This window comes from Photobacterium chitinilyticum, from assembly GCF_004104355.1.
GTDB lineage: Bacteria > Pseudomonadota > Gammaproteobacteria > Enterobacterales > Vibrionaceae > Photobacterium > Photobacterium chitinilyticum.
On sequence record NZ_RJLM01000001.1, the window covers coordinates 566,610 to 584,201 of the forward strand.

Consider the following 17,592-nt stretch of genomic DNA (forward strand, 5'->3'; position numbering starts at 1 on the left):
ATAAATTGCCAATTCATATGACTGCAAGTCGATATAGTGATTTCAGCCAGTATGATGATTGATTGGATTATTGTTCTTCGCCTGCAAGAAATGCGGTATCGAGTTTACAGAATGCGAGCAGCAAATTTGTAGCAGCGGCGTAGAATCCGAAATTGTCGCGAGATTCACAAGACTTGGTAAAAGCGGGTAGCCAATTCAGTAGCATGGTATTGATGAAATCAAGCTGTGCCTGCATTACTGTTTCGGCTTTTTCTTCGTTTTCTTGATTATTAGCAAGAATGATCAGGTTACCCATGAAATCGAGCTCGACTGCAACATGGTCTGCAGGCTCATTGAATTCTTTACGCTGGGCAATGCTGTATTCTTCCATCAACTTGTTCATGTCCTGCGCGGGTTTATCATTCAGCAGGCCGCTTTCACCAACGTACATGGAAGCATAAGGAAGGGCACCAGATTTTGGTGTGCTTAGAAATAGGCCACAGAAATCAGCGGCAAGCTCAAGCTGGGCATCCTCACGATTTTCTAGGCGACTCAGTGCATCAAGGAATGCTTCAACGGGTTGTTTCAGTTCCGGTGTCATACCAAGACCAGATAAAAATGTGCGCATCTCACCACCGAGATACTCAGTAATATCATCTTCTGTTAGTTCACGGGATAGTAGGGAAGACATCCACCAGTAAATTTCTGCACGTTGCTCGTTGAAATTAATAAACTCTTGCATGGGTACTCCGGAGTAAAGCCGTACCGACTTATAATAAAAAGCCTCGCAGATGTGAGGCTTTGATTTTAGAGGTGAGTTCTAAAAGTATTACGCTTCAACTTCCTGCGGGCCACCGAAAGCGGTAACTGCAGGTGCCTTGCCAGCGAACTTCTCAACTTCAACGATACAAGTATGGGCACTGGTTGCCTGGGACAGTTTAGATGCACCAATATCCAGGCTCACTGTGTTTGGATCGCCATAGGTATCTAGTGATCCTACTTTTTCATCTTCAGGGCCATACCAGGCACCCTCATGAATACGCATAACGCCAGGCATGTAGTCTGGAGTCACAACGGCACCGGCCAGTAGCTGGCCGCGGTCGTTGTGTACGCGTACGATGTCGCCATCTTTAATGCCGCGTGCTTTTGCATCTTCAGGGCTCATGTAGATTGGCTCACGCCCCTGAACGGTATAGGTTGCACGGTATTCTTCAGATTCGCATAGCTGGGAGTGCAGGCGATGATCCGGGTGGCAAGACTGTAACTGAAGCGGGTACTTGTCAGAGCCAGGACCACCGTGGCTACGTTCGATTTTCTCGAACCACATAGGGTGACCTTTACAGTCGTTGTAGCCGTATTTCGCAATCTTGTTAGAGAAAATTTCGATCAGGCCAGAAGCGGTACCCAGTGCGTATTCTTCTGGATCTTCACGGAAGTCGGCATGACGAACCCAAGGCTTGCCCTTACCAAATTCAACAAAGCCTTCTTCCCAGAATTTTTCGAACTCAGGCATGTCAAACTTGCCCTTGTTGGCTTTGCGGCAGTTTTTGTAGATTTCTTTCAGCCACTGCATTTCGTTCATACCACGGGTGTACTCACGATCTTTACCGAAGCGCTTCGTCAGCTCGGTGAAGATTTCGAAGTCACTTTTCGCTTCGAACTGAGGCTCAATCAGCTTCTGCATTGCAATAATACCGCGGGCCGAATAGGAACCGTACACGTCGATATCATTACGCTCGAATGGCGTAGTTGCAGGCAGAACGATGTCAGAGAAACGGCAGGTTGCTGTCCAGCGATAATCAACGGTGACCACAGTTTCCAGTGACTTCTGCGCCTGCTTCATGCGGTTGCGGTCCTGGTGGTGATGCCACGGGTTGTTACCGCTGAAAACCATCATCTTGATTTCAGGCAGTTTCACTTTCTTGCCGTTATAGTCGATAGTTTCGCCCGGGTTAATCAGACAATCTACCCAACGGGCAATCGGGATCACTTTACTGAAGCCATTAAACTTCTCACCGTGAACAGGCTTGTAGCCTTTATCCGGTGTTGAAGGGAATGCGCCTGGACCAGAAGCACCTGAAGACGGTATGCCGATTGAACTGTAGTGGTGGGCATAAGAAATGCCGCCACCAGGCAGGCCGATTTGACCAAGCATTGATGCTAGTACCGCTGCCATCCAGTATGGCTGCTCACCGTGCTGCTGACGTTGTACACACCAGCCCAGCATCAGCTGAGTACGATCTGCTGCCATTGCACGTGCCAGTTGACGGATATCGTCAGCAGCGACGCCACAGATTTTGGCAGCCCATTCTGGTGTTTTCTCGATCTTGTCTTCGGTTTTACCCATTAGGTAAGGAACGAATTTCTCGTAACCTACTGTGTATTCATCAAGGAAGTCTGCGTCAGCCAGCTCTTCTGATACAAGGGTATGGGCAATCGCCATCATCAGGGCAACGTCAGTTTGCGGGTTGATGCGCATCTGCTCACAGCCGAGGAACTTCTGGGTCTTGGTTGCTACCGGGTCAATGCTGATCACGCGGATATCACCGCTGGCAATCTTGGCTTTTAGTGCGTCTAGATGCGGGTAGGCTTCATGGGTCTCACAGTTCCAGCCAACCTGCAGGTTTTTCACTGGATCGTTGGCCCAAAGTACCAGGAACTTGGTCTCGTTGAGAATGTGCTCCCAAGAGGTACCCTGTGCATATACTTCAGAGTTGCCCAGCACGTAAGGAAGGATGTGTTGACCAGCACCGGTAGAGTAGTCACCGACTTTCTTAGTAAAAGAACCATGGTAAGCAACAGCACGCTGCATATGGTTGCCTGCACTGTGCAGTGCACCGGTAGAGCGCCAGCCGCTTTGGCCTGCGTGAAGTGCTGAAGAACCATAAGTCTTCTGAACACGGTTTAGCTCACTGTGGAACAGATCTAGCGCCTTATCCCAGCTCACACGAACAAAGCGGTTATCACCACGCTTGCTGGTGTCGCTCTTGCTGCCATTTTTCAGCCAGTCTACTCGCACCATAGGATAACGGACACGGGATGGGTTGTAGATCATCCCTTTCATACCGTTCAGCATGTCGGTTGGATGCGTATCTAGTTCAAATGGCTTAATTTCTGCCACGCGTCCATCTTCTATACGTGCACGGAATGCGCCCCAGTGAGAGCCTGTCAGTCTCCACGTTGGTGCTTCGGAAGCCATTGCCTTGCTGGCAGTTAGCAAACTTGGGCCCACAACTACGCCTGCGGCACCGGCGGTAATACCTTTTAAAAAGTCACGGCGTTTCAGGTTAAAACTTGAACCACTCATGATAGCCTCGCTTATCAGTTATTATTGATATCAAGCTGAATAATTAATTCTTGCCGAGAGGCATCCTAACCATTCATCTTGGTTTTATGGGAAGGAGGGCGCCGATAACGACCTCCAAACTTAGTTAGTGATCGTTGCTATAGTCCGAAGAGTGCATCTGCAGGTAACGCAGAACGACTTGCTCTTCTTCTTTTTCAAAGTCGGCGAAGTCAAGCATGCCCTTGAACATTCCTACCCAGGTGTTTGAGTCGAAATGCGCTTCTGCCGGTTGTGAGTGACAACGGCTGCACGTTGCAGTGTAGGCTTCTTTGGCGTATTCCCAGATAGGCTCTACTTCTTCCACTAGGTCTTTTTTATCTGTCCATAGAGTGAAGTCGACGTTCTGCCAGGTGATGCTGGTATCTTCGTCTTCTTTGGCATCAAGTACATTGAAGAAGCCTTTGGTTTTCGCAACCTTACGCTGAAGTGAAGCGATGCGAATGTTACGGGCAAAGTCTTGCATAATGATCTTGCCGCTACCTTTCTTCTTACGCCAACCCGTGATTTTTACTTCAATGGCTTCGCCTTGGCTGCCGATAACTTCTACTGGCACTGATGAAATCATCAAGCCTGCTTTCTTGGTCATTTCCGGATCCAGGAACAGTTTCTTGTTGTGCAGCGTATAGTAGGTGTTGCCTTTGTTAACTGATGTTTCCACAGCCTGGGCGTTCAGGTCATCCATGATGGATTTATAGCCTGCGGACATATCTGGCAGGTGGTGGGCAATCCCTTTGTGACAGTCGATACAGCTTTGATCATTTTCAGCTGCGCCCATCATTTGATCACGGGCATCTGCGGACATCTTTTCAAAGTCCATGCTCTTATAGTCATGACAACTGCGACATTCAGCCGAGCCATTAGCTGACATTCGTGCCCATTCGCGTTTGGCCATTTCCAAGCGGTGCTTACTAAACTTTTCTGGAGTATCAACAGCGCCAGTCAGTTTTGCCCACACTTCCATCGATGCCTGTGCTTTGCGCGCTATCTTGTCGGTAAAATTGTGTGGTACATGGCAGTCCGGACAAGTGGCGCGAACGCCGGTACGGTTTTTAAAGTGAATAGTGCTTTGTAGTTCCTGGTAAACGTTGTTTTCCATCTCATGACAACCAATACAGAATTCTTCCTGATTGGTGTACTCAAGTCCGGCATCAAAAGTGGTCCAGAACCCTATACCGCCAATAAACCCGGCTAAGATCAAAATCCCTAAACCGATGGTTTTACTGGGTGTAAAAAAATGTTGCAGTATTTGTTTAATTGACTTCATTACTTTCCCTTACAGCAGCCATGCTGCCATACCGTAGAGGCCTACCGCGCCAACCGTAAGCGCAGGAAAAATAACAAATGTATATAGAAATGTTGATTTCAATTCTTGTTGTTTAATTGCTGTCATAAAGCTCACCTTGCATATTTTTTTATTCATTCTAATGAGAGGGTGTGAATGACAGATATAGAAATGCGAGTGGATGTGAGTGAATATGAAGGGATGTTAATGCATTTTCTGTAGGTTAATGAAAAATAACCATTTTATATTTGTGGTATTTGGTGGGTGAATTTGACTTTATTTTAAGTAATTGATGAGAATGTGACGATTGTATGATTTTTCACAAATTAAACATTCACACAATACCGCTTTGGTGGTGTTTTGATGGAGGAGGATTGTTGAATATCAGCAAAAAAAGAAAACATTGACGGTTTTATAGCTCCGTCAATGTATCCAATAAGAATCGATGAGTACGGTAAGTACGTTACTTACTTGTTGTCCTCATTGTCTTCAGTATATTCGAGAATATCTCCAGGCTGGCATTTTAGGTGTTTGCATATTGCCTCGAGAGTTGTAAGGCGGAGTGCCTTGGCCCGGCCATTTTTGAGCACGGAAAGGTTCTGCTCTGTAATGCCGATTTTGGCTGCAAGCTCGTTGGATCGCATTTTTCTTACTGCCAGCATTACATCTAAATTAATGATAATTGGCATGATGTCACCCTAAACAGTTAACTCGTTTTCTTCTTTTAAGTTTTTCGCCAGTGTCATGACGTGTGAGATCGCACGCACCATCAGGCCAATTATCAAAATCGTCAAATCACTGTCATCAACACTGAGTCCCGTATTGAAGTCTTCCTGTCCGAAAGATAGCACTGCGCCAAGCAATATGTCTGATAATACGTCAATAAAAGGTGTCGCAATCATAAGGTTCGCAATGTGTCTGAAGCAGGAAATATTGTCTTGGGTGAAGACTTCTCCTGAGCGGTATAGGCGAAATAAACGGATCAACTGCCAGATAATGGCCATATAAACCAACGATGGGACCAAGGCGAAAGGGTAGCCTATTAGCGATTGGCCTAAAGACATCGGTAGGCTGACATCATAGGAAAATTCTAGGTTTACCCCTGTTGGCGAGTCGAATAGCGTACCGTAGAACCAGAGATAAGTGAGGGATAGCGGCGTAAACAACAGAATCAGCCACAGTAAAAGTAGGAGTCTCTGACTAAGTGTTTGGATGGCATGTTGCACAGACATAGTATATCCCTCAATAGAATTTCGCGCTTATATTGGCATGTGGTACGAAATTACTCAATAAAAAATTATCGAAATACGATAACTTTCTATTTTAACGGTTCGCTATTGAGCGCACATACTGTGCATACTGTTCTAGTTATCCTATTTCATTGTCGTGCAATGAAATAACGAACATCACGGTGAACGTTATAGTGACTAATTACTGACCAAGCGTATAAGCAAGAAAATATCAAAAGGAAGGCTAGGGTGAGAGATTCATATTTTGCTGAAATAATAAAAGGCTTCTCGGTGCTTGATGAAGTTGAGGCAATACTATTAGCTGGTTCCAGGGCTACGAATACAAGTGATAGTTTGTCTGATTTTGATGTCTATATTTATGTGAATTCAGAAATATCGCCAGATACAAGAGAGAGGATCCTTGGAAGGCTCTGCTCTTATCTGGAAGTAAATAATCAGTATTGGGAAACAGAAGATGATGGAGTATTACTGGATGGAACCGAGATTGAATTAATATACAGGGATTTGGATTGGCTTGATACAGAACTCGGACGGATTCTTTATTATCACCAGGCAAGTACAGGATACAGTACTTGTTTATGGTCAAACTTAATGAATTCAAAAGTATTGTTTGATCGAAGTGGAAAAGCGGACAAACTAATCAAGAAATACCAAATTGATTATCCCGATGGATTGAGGAAGAATATTGTTGATAAGAACTATCCACTTTTAAGCAGTAGTCTACCTGCTTATAAACGACAAGTTAGCAAAGCGCTTAAAAGAAACGATGTAATTAGTGTGAACCACCGTGTTACTGAGTTTTTGGCAAGTTATTTTGATATATTGTTTGCGATAAATAAACTGCCTCATCCAGGTGAAAAAAGGTTGGTTGAGCTTTCTCTTTTGCGTTGTAAGTCTCTACCGGCCATGTTTGAGAAAAATATCCATGATTTGTTATTTATGACCGGAGAAGTGAATGCAGGCATTCTGACTACCATTGACTTGCTCGTCGTTAGTTTAACTACCTTGTTGCAGCAGGAAAAACTATTGGTGGCGGAGGGTGTCAAAGCCTGAGTGCCTTTTGAATGTTGAGCTTACCTCGTCATCACCTACCTGTATCACTGGTGGGTTGATGACAATACGGCACTGTAAATTACTGGGTATAACCTCTTCTTATCTCTTCTTTTCTGGACCGTGACTAATAAAGCTGACAGGAGCTAATACTCTATTATTAACTGTGTCGTCGTGAGGGCTGTTATAAGTTCTATGGGTGTAATACAATTATACGTTGATAATTATTCATAGGGTTTTATATGCTGGGTATAGAACGCAAATAATTGATAAAAATGCGTAGAATATCTCAAAATAGTCATGGTTAAATAAAAACATTCCCTTTCAGTTGTTTATAATTATTTGCTTGTGTTTTTCTCATAATCAAGACGTATTTAAACAAAAAAAGCCTTATTGGTATTTGACTGTATAATATTATTCGTCATCATATCTCTTTCTCATTAAGAAGAACGATTCTCTTAGGTGAACCAAGTCTGATTAATATGTGATTTACATTCTTAAGCAATACTTTTGAAATTAATAACATGGAAGTTTTGACTTGATTTTAGCTCTTATTTTTAACCAGTGGCCATGACTTCTATATGCCCATATAACTGGACATGTTGGGGCGGACACTTTTTGTCTGACTAATTAGTCTTAATAGCTGCTGTCATAATGGCTTTATCTAAGAAATGTCGAATGAAAGAGGGTAAGTCTGAGGGTAGAAATAGTTATCAAATTAATATCAATAACATAAGAATAATAAGAGATTGTTCGATCCTTATTATCGTGTAGTGACTCGTTGAAAGGTACCAACCATCGCCTACATTGGAGCTTTCTCTCCAGAGGGTGAGGTGCGTGATATTTGCATTATTAAATCGTAGGGATCCAAAATGAAAAAAGCATTTGCGATATTTCTCGCCTTTGCTGCTCTGTCAATTAGTGCCAGTGAGCTTCGTGTGACAGTACCACTGTTGAGCAAACATTATTTTTGTGCAAGTAATCAATGCCTTGACCTGAACGAGACAAATCTTGGCGTGGGTGTTGAGTATGCCAGTTATGGGGTTATTGGTTTTGAAAATAGCTATTCTCGTCAGAGTGTCGCAGCCTATAAACGTTTTGAATATGACATGAACCCCTATATGGGACTTGGGATTCGTTTGGGAGGAGTGACAGGGTATAAGGAAGAGTCAGGGATGGATGTTGTTCCATTAGCTCAGCCTTATCTTCGAGTGCTCCCCATTGATTGGTTCAGCTTTAATATTGGAGTAGTACCTGTCGGGCTGATCGATACCAAGAACTATAACCTTGTCGTGACAATTGACTCTCAGATCTCGTTTTAACCATAACCAGCTCTGAATCGTTGTCTCCTTGAAACAAAAAAGGTGGGAGAGAACTCCCACCTGTATTCAAACGAGGTTATTCGCCTTCTGTCTCGAAGCCTGCGCCTTTCCATGCGTAAATACCGCCTGGGTAGCGATAGACATTGTTATAGCCCATTTTAATGGCCCAAGCAGCGGCATTGTGGCTTCGACCACATTTGACAAAGCCGCAGTAGAATACAAGCGTCTTGTCTTTATCGGCACCGAGCAAGTTGGCAAAGTTAGACTGGGTTTTACCGTCAGTACCGGTAGCTTTCCACTCGGGCATTGATGTGATTGGGAATTCAAACTGTAGTGCTGTTGGAATATGTTCTTTCTTGTAGCTGTCCTGGTATGGCATTGCGTCGACGATCAGTATTTCTTTGTTGTTATCGAGAAGAGTTTTCAGACCTTGGGTATCAATCAGCTGGTAGCCCCCGGCCAACGTATCGGTATGTAGCTTGATGGCTACCTGCTCAGTTTGTACTTCTGCTTCAAATTTACTGCTAAACAGGCCCGCATTTGCCGTTAAGGGCAAGATAAGAAAACCGCAAGCAAGAATGAAGGCATTGAGCCAGAAGCTACGGCGAGGACGCTGAAGGCGATATTTACTAATGTGCATGAAAAGAGTCCTTATTGGTTGCAATTCACCGCAATAATGCGGTGAATAAAGTGAAAGAGATTAACTGCCAGTACACTCATGCTAAGTGTGTTTTGGTGCGAATTGGCCGGTGGCTATTGAAATAATGCAATCCGCCAGTAATGGCCGTGATAACTAACATGATGATAAATTGCGGCTCAAGTTCACTGTAGACACGAGACTCCAAAGATCCGGGCAGGTAGCAACCGCAGTCGAAATGTAGCCCTTGGTATAGAGCAATACCTGAAGGCAGCATATAAAGGGCTAGGCAGACGACAATGGGGGCAATGGAGGTTAGTTCAAAAAATGCCAGCGAGAGGCAAACAGCCAGGGCAAATGGAAGTGAAAATGCCAGTACTTCGACATACATGGCCGGTACGAGCCCGGTATCTAACAACAAGAGCGCAGTCTGCTCGGGTTGGAAGAAGCCTTTTAGCACGATGGCAGCGGCTGACAAAAGTATGAAGCTGGTGATGAAACGATGAATATACCCACATGTTTTCATAGCAGTACTCACTTCCTTTGATGGCGGCGTGTTAAAAGGTACTTTCAAGCTGCCGCCTGTATAACGATGCTTTGCCAAATGGCCGGATGTTAATGATTAATTCAAGGTGGTATGCTCCAAATGAAGCATGGCTTCGAGCACACTGCCGCCGATCGCGCGGGCTTTATCTGAAACGGTTGTGTAATCAGCTTCTATACCCCGAGGGTCGATATCGCCGATTTTGAATCCTTCCGTCACGGTCAGCCCGTTATTAAGTAGTCCTCGGACCATGCCGCCAAGTGGTGCGACAACCGGACTGTCGCCAACATGTGCAATAACGTCACCTTCTTCAACGATATCGCCAAGTTTGACGTGGTTATGCATAGTGCCATTGCACGTTGCACGTAAAACTCGTTGGTGAGTGTAGCCGCCGATATTGCCTGGGATCCCAGTATTGGCCTGTGTGGCACCATTGTAGATTATGCGTCCGAGGTGATGACCCCGGTTAGTTTCGATAACCGCATCGCAATCTTCGCCGGCAGTGAAGCCCGGGCCGAGGGCGATAGTGATCGGAGCCATATCTCGTGTCGTTCCAAGGTTGCGCTTCGCCAGAATCGCATCGACAACAAAGGTTGGCTTGAGGTTGGCGAGCGAACAGCAGTCTTCATCCACCATCACCGGAATTTGGTTATCATCGATTAGCTTAAACACCTCTTCACAGTTCTTGGCTTTTCGTGCTGTAATCCCTTCGACTTCCGCAGGCTTACCGTACAGGCACTGGGCAAAAGAGACCGTGCAGCGAATCACAGTTGGCTGGGATATGTCGGTCATTACCACTTTAAATCCTGCATTTTTGAGGCGGATCGCAACACCAGTAGCAATATCTCCGGCTCCTCGGACTAAAACCAGTTTATTACGGTTCAGGCGGGTATCGTCCTTCATCAGCCCACCAGCGGACTGGTGCTTAACTTTAAGTACCTCGGCCATGATGCTGATGGCAATTTCGTCGGGTGTCTCGGCGCCTATATTGAACCCGATAGGGGAGTGAATAGCCTGAATATGCGCCTCACTGACATTGCATTTTCTTAGGTGATTAAACAAGGTCTGTACCTTACGACGGCTGGCCATCAGTCCGATGTACCGGGTATCGCAGTCGACGACTTTGGTAATAGCATCTTGATCCTGATGGTTTGTCGCAATCACGACGAAGCTGTCTTTATTGATCTCCAGCTTATCGATGGCGTCTTCCATATTCTGGCCGAGTACTCGTTTGGTGCCCGCGGGGAAGTGCTCTTCTGCCAAGCTCTCTGCGTAGGCATCGGCTACCGTAATATCAAACCCGAGCACATGGGCGGCATGGGAAACGGCGCGGTTAACGTGTCCGGCTCCAATTAAGATAAGGCTTGGACGCAAGCCGTAGACATCAATGAACACGCTCATTGCACCGCCACAGTCCATACCCATGGCCTCTGGTCCTGAACGGGTCATACGTCCTTTGACTACGCGGGCTTTTCTTTCTTGCAAAGCCTCTAGTGATTGTTCAATGACATAGCGTTCAATCATACCGCCGCCGACTGTACCGATGATCGAACCATCGGCTTTGACGATCATTTGCCCCGAGTGGCGCGGAGCTGAACCGCGCGTTTCAATTATGTTTGCCAGTGCAAACGGAATGTTTTCTTCTTCGAGTTGTGCGGCTTTAGCAAAAATGTTCATCAATCGTGACCTCAATGTCTCTCGACGAGGAGGCGCCCAATGGGTTAGTTCCTCGTCAGTACGTCTTTAATCGGTGTGTGACTGTGCATCGAAGCAAGCCAGATGGCATCAAGTTGTGTGGTTTGAATCATGACCTGGTGAGCTAACTGAGTCAGTTGTTGGTAGTTAGTGACGAGGTCGATTTTATTTATTAACCAAATCTTGGTGGCCTGTTCGGGCGCGTGCTTAAACATTCCATGTTGATGCTCAATCAAGTTCCCCAATATTCGGTGATCAATCATGTCACCCTCTGAACATTGGGTAAGGGCAGAAAATGTGTTCCATCGATGAATTCTCTCGGGAGTTGCCCGAGTATGAATAATTTCTGCTCCGGTTACACCGATAACCATATCCGAAGAAATTGGAATGCAAGGCTCGTGCCTATCGGGAGCCTTTATTGGCAAGCATTTCGCACCATCGGCTTCAATAATAAAAACTGTGAAAGGTGAGTCATTTTTTAAATTATCAATGAGCTCGGCTGTGACACCCGACACTTTAATTTTGTCGTTTGTGTTGTTGCTTTTAATTCTTTTTTGATAACAGAAAGTGATACTTGGATCTGATAAATTTAACTGACTAAGTGCTATTAGTGGGTTTTCTTCCTGTTCGAGATTAATAAAGTGATCAGCATGGGTCTCTTTGGGTAGAAACATCTTCGTGGTCGTGCTGACAAATACGCAATGGCCTTGTCTTCTTAACTGGTTTGCAAGCCAGAAGGCTGCCGATGTTTTACCGCCGCCACCGACCAGTGCAAGAACGAGCGGAGTAGAGGTCGGCAAGTCAAACGGTGAAGAGTGTAATGCGTGGTAATGAATTTCTGGCTTCATTTTGTCCCCCATTGCGCGATAAATGTCGATAGATAAATACCGATAAAGTGAGTGAAAACAATGAATCAATGTCAACTAGTCGATTGTATAATGCCTGCTGCTGGCCTCTCTTCCCGTATGGGAAGCTGGAAAATGATGCTACCTTACCGGCATCATACAATCCTTGATGAAAGTATCGAAAATGCACTTGGCTTTTGTTCGCGAGTCATATTAGTCGCAGGTCACCGTGGAGATGAGTTAGTACAAAGATACCAATTAAAATCAAATGTTAAAGTGATAGTTAATACTCACTATGAGCAAGGGATGCTGAGTTCTATTCAGCAGGGGGCCGGATTGGTAGAAACGACACATTTCTTTATTTGTCATGGTGATATGCCATGCGTTTCGCCTGATATTTATCGGCAGGTATGGCTTAACCGCGGCCATTATACGGTGTTTCCCGGGACTGTGGAGCGTCCCGGCCATCCAGTATTGCTACCCTTAGACATGATCGGACAAATAACAACGGCCAGAGTCGATGATAAGATGAAGCGTATAATAAACAGTGCCGATGTGAGATATGCCGGACTGACTGCAGAAGAAATTCATCTCGATGTCGATACGCCTCAAGCTTATGACGCATTGTGTCGTCGCTCACAATAGCCCTATCATTATGAGAATTGATAGCGGTAATTTATCAAATTGATATTACTCGTCAGAGCATATTGTGAGTGCCAGTAATATTATACTTCCTTATATCGTTATATTTTTTCATCAGTGAATAATTTTATTTTTACTTTTTATATTGAGTAAATTTATTTGCTTTCATATTTATCAGTGTTGCTATCATATTTGTCGGTATCAAAGTGATAGCTATTTATTAAATTGATAGATAAATTGGATTAATTAAGAATCATACTCATTTCCAATTAATTATTACTATTATTTATCCCATCTACTTATATTGCGTGTGTTCACACAATTGTACTTAGTTTCGACATTGGTCACGAATTTCACCAGGAAATTCGCCTTGATGATCTTGATCTTAAAGTTTGGCGCAGTAGTTGCTCAATAGGAATCATAGCTGGCTGATTTAATTCAGCCTATCACTCTGAGCCCTACGCATTGCACAACGAAATGTGCTGGCTGTGACAATACAAGAAAAAAACAGCATCAAGGAGATTTATCATGGGAGACATCATGCGTCCCGTTCCGTTTGGCGAGCTTCTTAACCGCATTTTTAGCGAGTATAAAGAGAGCCAGTCAATTTTTGGGATTCCATCGAAGCAATTTTATCGCAAGGATAATGCAAAGGACTTATCCGTATGGGGTGAGAACTGTGAAACACCTGTAGGCCCTGCCGCAGGACCGCACACTCAGTTGGCACAAAACATCATTTGCTCTTGGCTTGCTGGCGGCCGTTTCATGGAGCTGAAAACAGTTCAGAAACTGGATCAGCTGGAACTAGCCAAGCCATGTATCGATGCCGAAGATGAGTGCTTCAACACCGAGTGGTCAACAGAATTTACCCTGATAAAAGCCTATGATGAATACCTGAAAGCTTGGATTGCGCTTCATCTACTGGAAGAAGTGTTTGCTCCACGCGGTGACGGCGAAGAGAAGTCTTTTATCTTCAATATGAGTGTGGGCTATGATCTGGCGGGTATCCAGACAGCGCCGATGCAAAAATACATCGACGATATGGTCGATTCGAGCAAGCATGAAAGTTTCCATGCCTACATCGCCGAACTTAACCAGTTTATTACCGATCCGGATTTCGTTAAAACCTTTGGCTTCGAACACCGTTTCGAGCGTCTGAATAAGCTTTCCGACACGATTCCAACTCAGCTGACTCGCGGTGTGACGCTTTCCACCATGCACGGTTGCCCTCCGAACGAAATTGAAGCGATCTGTCGCTATATGCTCGAAGAGAAGGGCATCAATACGTTCGTAAAACTGAACCCGACATTACTGGGCTTCGAGCGCGTTCGTGGCATTCTTGATAATGCTGGTTTTGACTATGTTGCTCTGAGCGAAGAGTCATTCAGCCATGATCTACAAATTGAAGATGCCAAAGCTATGTTGCATCGCCTGGTTGATCTCGGCAAAGAAAAAGGTATCGGTTTCGGGGTTAAACTGACCAATACCCTAGGTACGCTGAATCGCAAAGGCCGTCTTCCTGACAAAGAAATGTATATGTCAGGCCGTGCCTTGTTCCCGCTATCAATCAATGTGGCACTGGAACTATCCCGTGAATTTGACGGTACGTTGCCGATTTCATATTCCGGCGGTGCAAGCAAGTTTAATATCAAGGAAATCTTCGAGACTGGTATTCGTCCAATTACTATGGCGACAGACTTGCTCAAGCCTGGTGGTTATCTGCGTTTGGCTGACTGTGCCAAGGAGCTGGAGACCAGTGAAGAGTGGGGCATGCAAAAGGTCGATCTCGTCAAGCTGGAAGCGTTGGCTGCTAAATCCCTGGTTGCCGATTACGTTCAGAAAGAGTGGCGTGGCCCGGAAGAGATCAGCGTGAAGAAAGCTGTGCCTCTGACTGACTGTTATGTCGCGCCATGTGTGACAGCCTGCCCGATTAGCCAGGATATTCCTGAGTACATCCGCTTGATGGGTGAACATAAGTACACCGAAGCACTGGAAGTGATTTATTCACGAAATGCGTTGCCTGCAATCACAGGTCACATTTGTGATCACCAGTGCCAGTACAACTGTACGCGCCGTGATTACGAAGGTGCGTTGAACATCCGCGAAATGAAGAAAATCGCATTGGCTGAAGGCTGGGATGGCTACAAGGCCAAGTGGCATGAGCCGGAATTGGATAAGGCGAAGCATCCGGTAGCGGTGATTGGTGCCGGTCCTGCGGGCTTGTCTGCAGCGTACTTCATGGCACGTGCCGGCCACCCTGTGACCGTGTTTGAGAAAGAGCACAATGCCGGTGGTGTGGTGAAGAACATCATTCCTCAGTTCCGTATTCCTGCCGAGGTGATTCAGCACGATATTGATTTCGTGAAAGATCACGGTGTCCATATTGAGTACGGCTGCAATCCGAACATGACAGTGGATACGCTGAAATCAAGCGGCTTCAAGTATATCTGTTTGGGTATAGGTGCAGATAAAGGCAATCCGATTTCACTCTCTGGTGATAATACCAAGGTGTTCAAGTCGCTTGAATTCCTTCGTAGCTTTAACGACGGCGAGAAGTTGGAGCTTGGTAAGCATGTAGCTGTTGTCGGTGCCGGTAATACCGCGATGGACAGTGCCCGAGCAGCCCTTAAGGTTGACGGCGTCGAGAAGGTCACCGTCTTGTACCGTCGTACTATTGCAGAAATGCCAGCGTACAAGGAAGAGTATGAAGAAGCCGTTGAAGATGGCGTTCAATTCATGTTCCTTACCAATCCTGAGCAGTTCGGTGCCGATGGCAAGCTGACAGCCCGCGTGATGGAGCTGGGTGAGCCTGATGAGAAAGGCCGTCGCCGTCCGGTTGCTACCGATGAGACTATCGAGCTTCAGGTTGATGCATTGGTTACCGCTGTGGGTGAACAGTCAAACCGCGATGTGCTGACCCGTATCGGTGTGCCGATGGGTGAAGATGGCTGGCCGGCTGTCGATGCAAAAACTTGCGAGACTTCGGTCGAGAATGTGTTCTTGATGGGTGATGCCCAAACCGGTCCTTCTTCGATTGTCTCTGCCATTTCCGGCGGTCGCAAGGCAGCAACGGCGATTCTGGCTCGTGAAGCTAAGTCGGAGCAGCTACAGGATGTTTCCTCCGAAGTTAAGGCCGAAGCTGTCTACGCCCGTAAAGGCGATATTCAGGTCAAAATGATCAGTGCGAACCAGCTTGAAGAAGCTGATCGCGAAGACTTTATCGAGCAAGAAGCAAAACGTTGTTTGGAATGTTCGTATATCTGTAGCAAGTGTGTGGATGTGTGTCCGAACCGCGCCAATATTTCACTGCCAATTCCTGGTTTCAAAGATCAGTATCAGACATTGCATATTGACGCTTACTGTAACGAATGTGGTAACTGTGCGCAGTTCTGCCCATGGGATAGCAAGCCTTATAAAGACAAGTTCACCATCTTCAACTTACGTGGTGATTTCGCAAACAGCACCAACGCCGGCTTCTTTATCGAAGGCGAGGAAGTGCTGGTTCGTTCCCAGGGCGAACTATATACCTTCAGCATTAATGCACAAAGTGAAGTGGATATGCCTGAGTCGATGGCTGATGAAGCAATCATGATTAGCTATGTTCATGCACATCATCGTTATCTTCTTGGCAAAGTAGATGTATAGGTGAGGAATCAGGAATGTTATTACTAAAAAATGCAACGGCAGTGCAGTTTGAACCTGCACTGATTAAGGAAAGCGTTGATATCGTCATCGATGGCGGCGTGATCAAGGAAGTTGGTTCGAATCTGGCGGCTAAATACCCAGATGCCACTATCAAGGAGATGAAGGGAAAACTGGTCATGCCGGGTATTGTCTGCTCGCATAACCATTTTTACTCGGGTCTTGCCCGCGGCATTATGGCTGATATCAAGCCAAGCCCGGATTTCATTTCGATTCTGAAGAACCTGTGGTGGCGGATGGACCGCGCGCTGGATGAGGAAGCGGTCTACTACAGTGGCCTGATCTGCTCGCTGGAAGCGATCAAGAATGGTTGTTCGTCGGTGATTGACCATCATGCTTCGCCTAACTACATCGCGGGATCGCTTAACACCCTTCGCAAGGGGTTCCTGAAAGCCGGTCTGCGTGGCATGACCTGCTATGAAACCACCGACCGTAATGGTGGTATGAAGGAAATGATGGCGGGTGTCGAAGAGAACATCGCCTTTGCCCAGCTTATTGACCGTGCCAAGGCAGAAGGGACAGAACCTTACTTGGTGGAAGCGCATATCGGTGCCCACGCACCGTTTACGGTGACCAACGAAGGTTTGGCCATGATGGCCGAGGCTGTTCAGGCAACGGGGCGTGGTATCCATGTCCATGTAGCGGAAGATCGCTACGACGTGACCCATAGCCACCATCATTACAGTCAAGATATTGTCGAGCGTCTCGACAGCTTTGGTTTGATCAACGAGAAAACCTTGCTGGCCCATGGTTTGTTCCTGTCCGATCGCGATATCGATATCCTGAATGCCAAAGATGGCTTCCTGGTCCATAACGCCCGTTCAAACATGAACAACAACGTGGGTTACAACAACAAGCTGACCCGCTTTAAGAATGTGGCATTGGGTACTGATGGTATTGGAGCTGATATGTTTGAAGAGCTCAAATTTGCTTTTTTCAAGCATCGTGATGCCGGTGGCCCGCTTTGGCCTGATAGCTTCACTCGCAACCTTTGGAACGGGAATGAAATCCTGGCACGTAACTTCGGAGCCAAATTTGGTCGCCTGGACCCTGGCAACAAGGCCGACTTGACCATTCTTGACTACACCAGCCCGACACCGTTTGTGGCAGACAACCTGCCTGGACATATTGCCTTTGGCATTAATGCGGGTAACGTCAACAGCGTTATCGTTGAAGGACGTTTTGTGTATGAAGATCGCGCTTTCCCGTTCGATGTTGCGCCTATCTATGCTGAAGCCAGCAAAGTAGCCCAGCGTCTATGGAAGACAATGGATCAATTAGACTAATGTGAGATCCCG

General features: G+C 46.0%; 15 protein-coding genes. 5 read left to right on the forward strand and 10 right to left on the reverse strand.

The window, feature by feature from the left end; translation table 11 throughout:
* Positions 1-67 precede the first annotated feature (67 nt).
* The 6 genes from torD to EDI28_RS02430 all read right to left on the reverse strand — a co-directional run bounded on the left by torD (position 68) and on the right by EDI28_RS02430 (position 5,839).
* On the reverse strand, positions 68-721 hold the full coding sequence (torD, locus tag EDI28_RS02405) for a molecular chaperone TorD (RefSeq protein ID WP_128782237.1): 654 nt from the start codon (positions 719-721) through the stop codon (positions 68-70).
* A gap of 87 nt (positions 722-808) precedes the next feature.
* Positions 809-3,286, reverse strand: a complete 2,478-nt coding sequence (gene torA / locus EDI28_RS02410) for a trimethylamine-N-oxide reductase TorA (RefSeq protein ID WP_128782238.1) — start codon at positions 3,284-3,286, stop codon at positions 809-811.
* A gap of 124 nt (positions 3,287-3,410) precedes the next feature.
* Positions 3,411-4,589 carry a pentaheme c-type cytochrome TorC gene (gene torC, locus EDI28_RS02415; RefSeq protein ID WP_128782239.1) on the reverse strand — a complete coding sequence of 393 codons (1,179 nt, stop codon included), beginning with the start codon at positions 4,587-4,589 and terminating at the stop codon, positions 3,411-3,413.
* Between the two features lie 9 nt (positions 4,590-4,598).
* Positions 4,599-4,715: a hypothetical protein gene (locus tag EDI28_RS02420; protein ID WP_164918460.1), complete on the reverse strand. Its 117-nt coding sequence runs from the start codon at positions 4,713-4,715 to the stop codon at positions 4,599-4,601.
* A gap of 359 nt (positions 4,716-5,074) precedes the next feature.
* Complete coding sequence (locus EDI28_RS02425) at positions 5,075-5,296, reverse strand: helix-turn-helix domain-containing protein (RefSeq protein WP_128782241.1); 222 nt, start codon at positions 5,294-5,296, stop codon at positions 5,075-5,077.
* A gap of 9 nt (positions 5,297-5,305) precedes the next feature.
* On the reverse strand, positions 5,306-5,839 hold the full coding sequence (locus EDI28_RS02430; protein WP_128782242.1) for a DUF2975 domain-containing protein: 534 nt from the start codon (positions 5,837-5,839) through the stop codon (positions 5,306-5,308).
* Between the two features lie 246 nt (positions 5,840-6,085).
* Here EDI28_RS02430 and EDI28_RS02435 point away from each other — a divergent pair, with 246 nt between their 5' ends.
* Together EDI28_RS02435 and EDI28_RS02440 are read left to right on the forward strand one after the other, a co-directional pair.
* Positions 6,086-6,910 (forward strand): DUF4037 domain-containing protein, encoded by an 825-nt coding sequence (locus EDI28_RS02435; RefSeq protein ID WP_128782243.1) that lies wholly within the window; start codon positions 6,086-6,088, stop codon positions 6,908-6,910.
* Between the two features lie 869 nt (positions 6,911-7,779).
* Positions 7,780-8,229: a hypothetical protein gene (locus tag EDI28_RS02440; RefSeq protein ID WP_128782244.1), complete on the forward strand. Its 450-nt coding sequence runs from the start codon at positions 7,780-7,782 to the stop codon at positions 8,227-8,229.
* Positions 8,230-8,305: 76 nt separating this feature from the next.
* Here the strand turns inward: EDI28_RS02440 and EDI28_RS02445 are convergent, their stop codons facing one another.
* The 4 genes from EDI28_RS02445 to yqeC form a co-directional block, all read right to left on the reverse strand.
* Positions 8,306-8,869: a rhodanese-like domain-containing protein gene (locus tag EDI28_RS02445; RefSeq protein ID WP_128782245.1), complete on the reverse strand. Its 564-nt coding sequence runs from the start codon at positions 8,867-8,869 to the stop codon at positions 8,306-8,308.
* A gap of 76 nt (positions 8,870-8,945) precedes the next feature.
* Complete coding sequence (locus tag EDI28_RS02450; protein WP_128782246.1) at positions 8,946-9,392, reverse strand: MauE/DoxX family redox-associated membrane protein; 447 nt, start codon at positions 9,390-9,392, stop codon at positions 8,946-8,948.
* Positions 9,393-9,488: 96 nt separating this feature from the next.
* Entirely contained in the window at positions 9,489-11,087 is a 1,599-nt protein-coding gene (gene yqeB, locus EDI28_RS02455) for a selenium-dependent molybdenum cofactor biosynthesis protein YqeB (protein ID WP_128782247.1), read from the reverse strand.
* Between the two features lie 44 nt (positions 11,088-11,131).
* Positions 11,132-11,953, reverse strand: a complete 822-nt coding sequence (gene yqeC / locus EDI28_RS02460) for a selenium cofactor biosynthesis protein YqeC (protein WP_128782248.1) — start codon at positions 11,951-11,953, stop codon at positions 11,132-11,134.
* Between the two features lie 60 nt (positions 11,954-12,013).
* Here yqeC and mocA point away from each other — a divergent pair, with 60 nt between their 5' ends.
* From mocA to ssnA, 3 genes are all read left to right on the forward strand, one after another.
* Positions 12,014-12,595 carry a molybdenum cofactor cytidylyltransferase gene (gene mocA, locus EDI28_RS02465; RefSeq protein WP_128782249.1) on the forward strand — a complete coding sequence of 194 codons (582 nt, stop codon included), beginning with the start codon at positions 12,014-12,016 and terminating at the stop codon, positions 12,593-12,595.
* A 525-nt stretch (positions 12,596-13,120) separates the two neighbouring features.
* A complete protein-coding gene (gene ygfK, locus EDI28_RS02470) occupies positions 13,121-16,237 on the forward strand; it encodes a putative selenate reductase subunit YgfK (RefSeq protein WP_128782250.1) in 3,117 nt (1,038 codons plus the stop codon).
* A gap of 14 nt (positions 16,238-16,251) precedes the next feature.
* Entirely contained in the window at positions 16,252-17,580 is a 1,329-nt protein-coding gene (ssnA, locus tag EDI28_RS02475; protein ID WP_128782251.1) for a putative aminohydrolase SsnA, read from the forward strand.
* Positions 17,581-17,592 lie beyond the last annotated feature (12 nt).

Bases quoted from the DNA above. Each gene is read 5' to 3' on its own strand.
- EDI28_RS02445 (WP_128782245.1), bottom strand. From the start codon at position 8,869: ATGCACATTAGTAAATATCGCCTTCAGCGTCCTCGCCGTAGCTTCTGG.
- torC (WP_128782239.1), bottom strand. From the start codon at position 4,589: ATGAAGTCAATTAAACAAATACTGCAACATTTTTTTACACCCAGTAAA.
- EDI28_RS02420 (WP_164918460.1), bottom strand. From the start codon at position 4,715: ATGACAGCAATTAAACAACAAGAATTGAAATCAACATTTCTATATACA.
- torD (WP_128782237.1), bottom strand. From the start codon at position 721: ATGCAAGAGTTTATTAATTTCAACGAGCAACGTGCAGAAATTTACTGG.
- ssnA (WP_128782251.1), top strand. From the start codon at position 16,252: ATGTTATTACTAAAAAATGCAACGGCAGTGCAGTTTGAACCTGCACTG.
- torA (WP_128782238.1), bottom strand. From the start codon at position 3,286: ATGAGTGGTTCAAGTTTTAACCTGAAACGCCGTGACTTTTTAAAAGGT.
- EDI28_RS02450 (WP_128782246.1), bottom strand. From the start codon at position 9,392: ATGAAAACATGTGGGTATATTCATCGTTTCATCACCAGCTTCATACTT.
- ygfK (WP_128782250.1), top strand. From the start codon at position 13,121: ATGGGAGACATCATGCGTCCCGTTCCGTTTGGCGAGCTTCTTAACCGC.
- EDI28_RS02430 (WP_128782242.1), bottom strand. From the start codon at position 5,839: ATGTCTGTGCAACATGCCATCCAAACACTTAGTCAGAGACTCCTACTT.
- yqeC (WP_128782248.1), bottom strand. From the start codon at position 11,953: ATGAAGCCAGAAATTCATTACCACGCATTACACTCTTCACCGTTTGAC.
- yqeB (WP_128782247.1), bottom strand. From the start codon at position 11,087: ATGAACATTTTTGCTAAAGCCGCACAACTCGAAGAAGAAAACATTCCG.
- EDI28_RS02425 (WP_128782241.1), bottom strand. From the start codon at position 5,296: ATGCCAATTATCATTAATTTAGATGTAATGCTGGCAGTAAGAAAAATG.
- EDI28_RS02440 (WP_128782244.1), top strand. From the start codon at position 7,780: ATGAAAAAAGCATTTGCGATATTTCTCGCCTTTGCTGCTCTGTCAATT.
- mocA (WP_128782249.1), top strand. From the start codon at position 12,014: ATGAATCAATGTCAACTAGTCGATTGTATAATGCCTGCTGCTGGCCTC.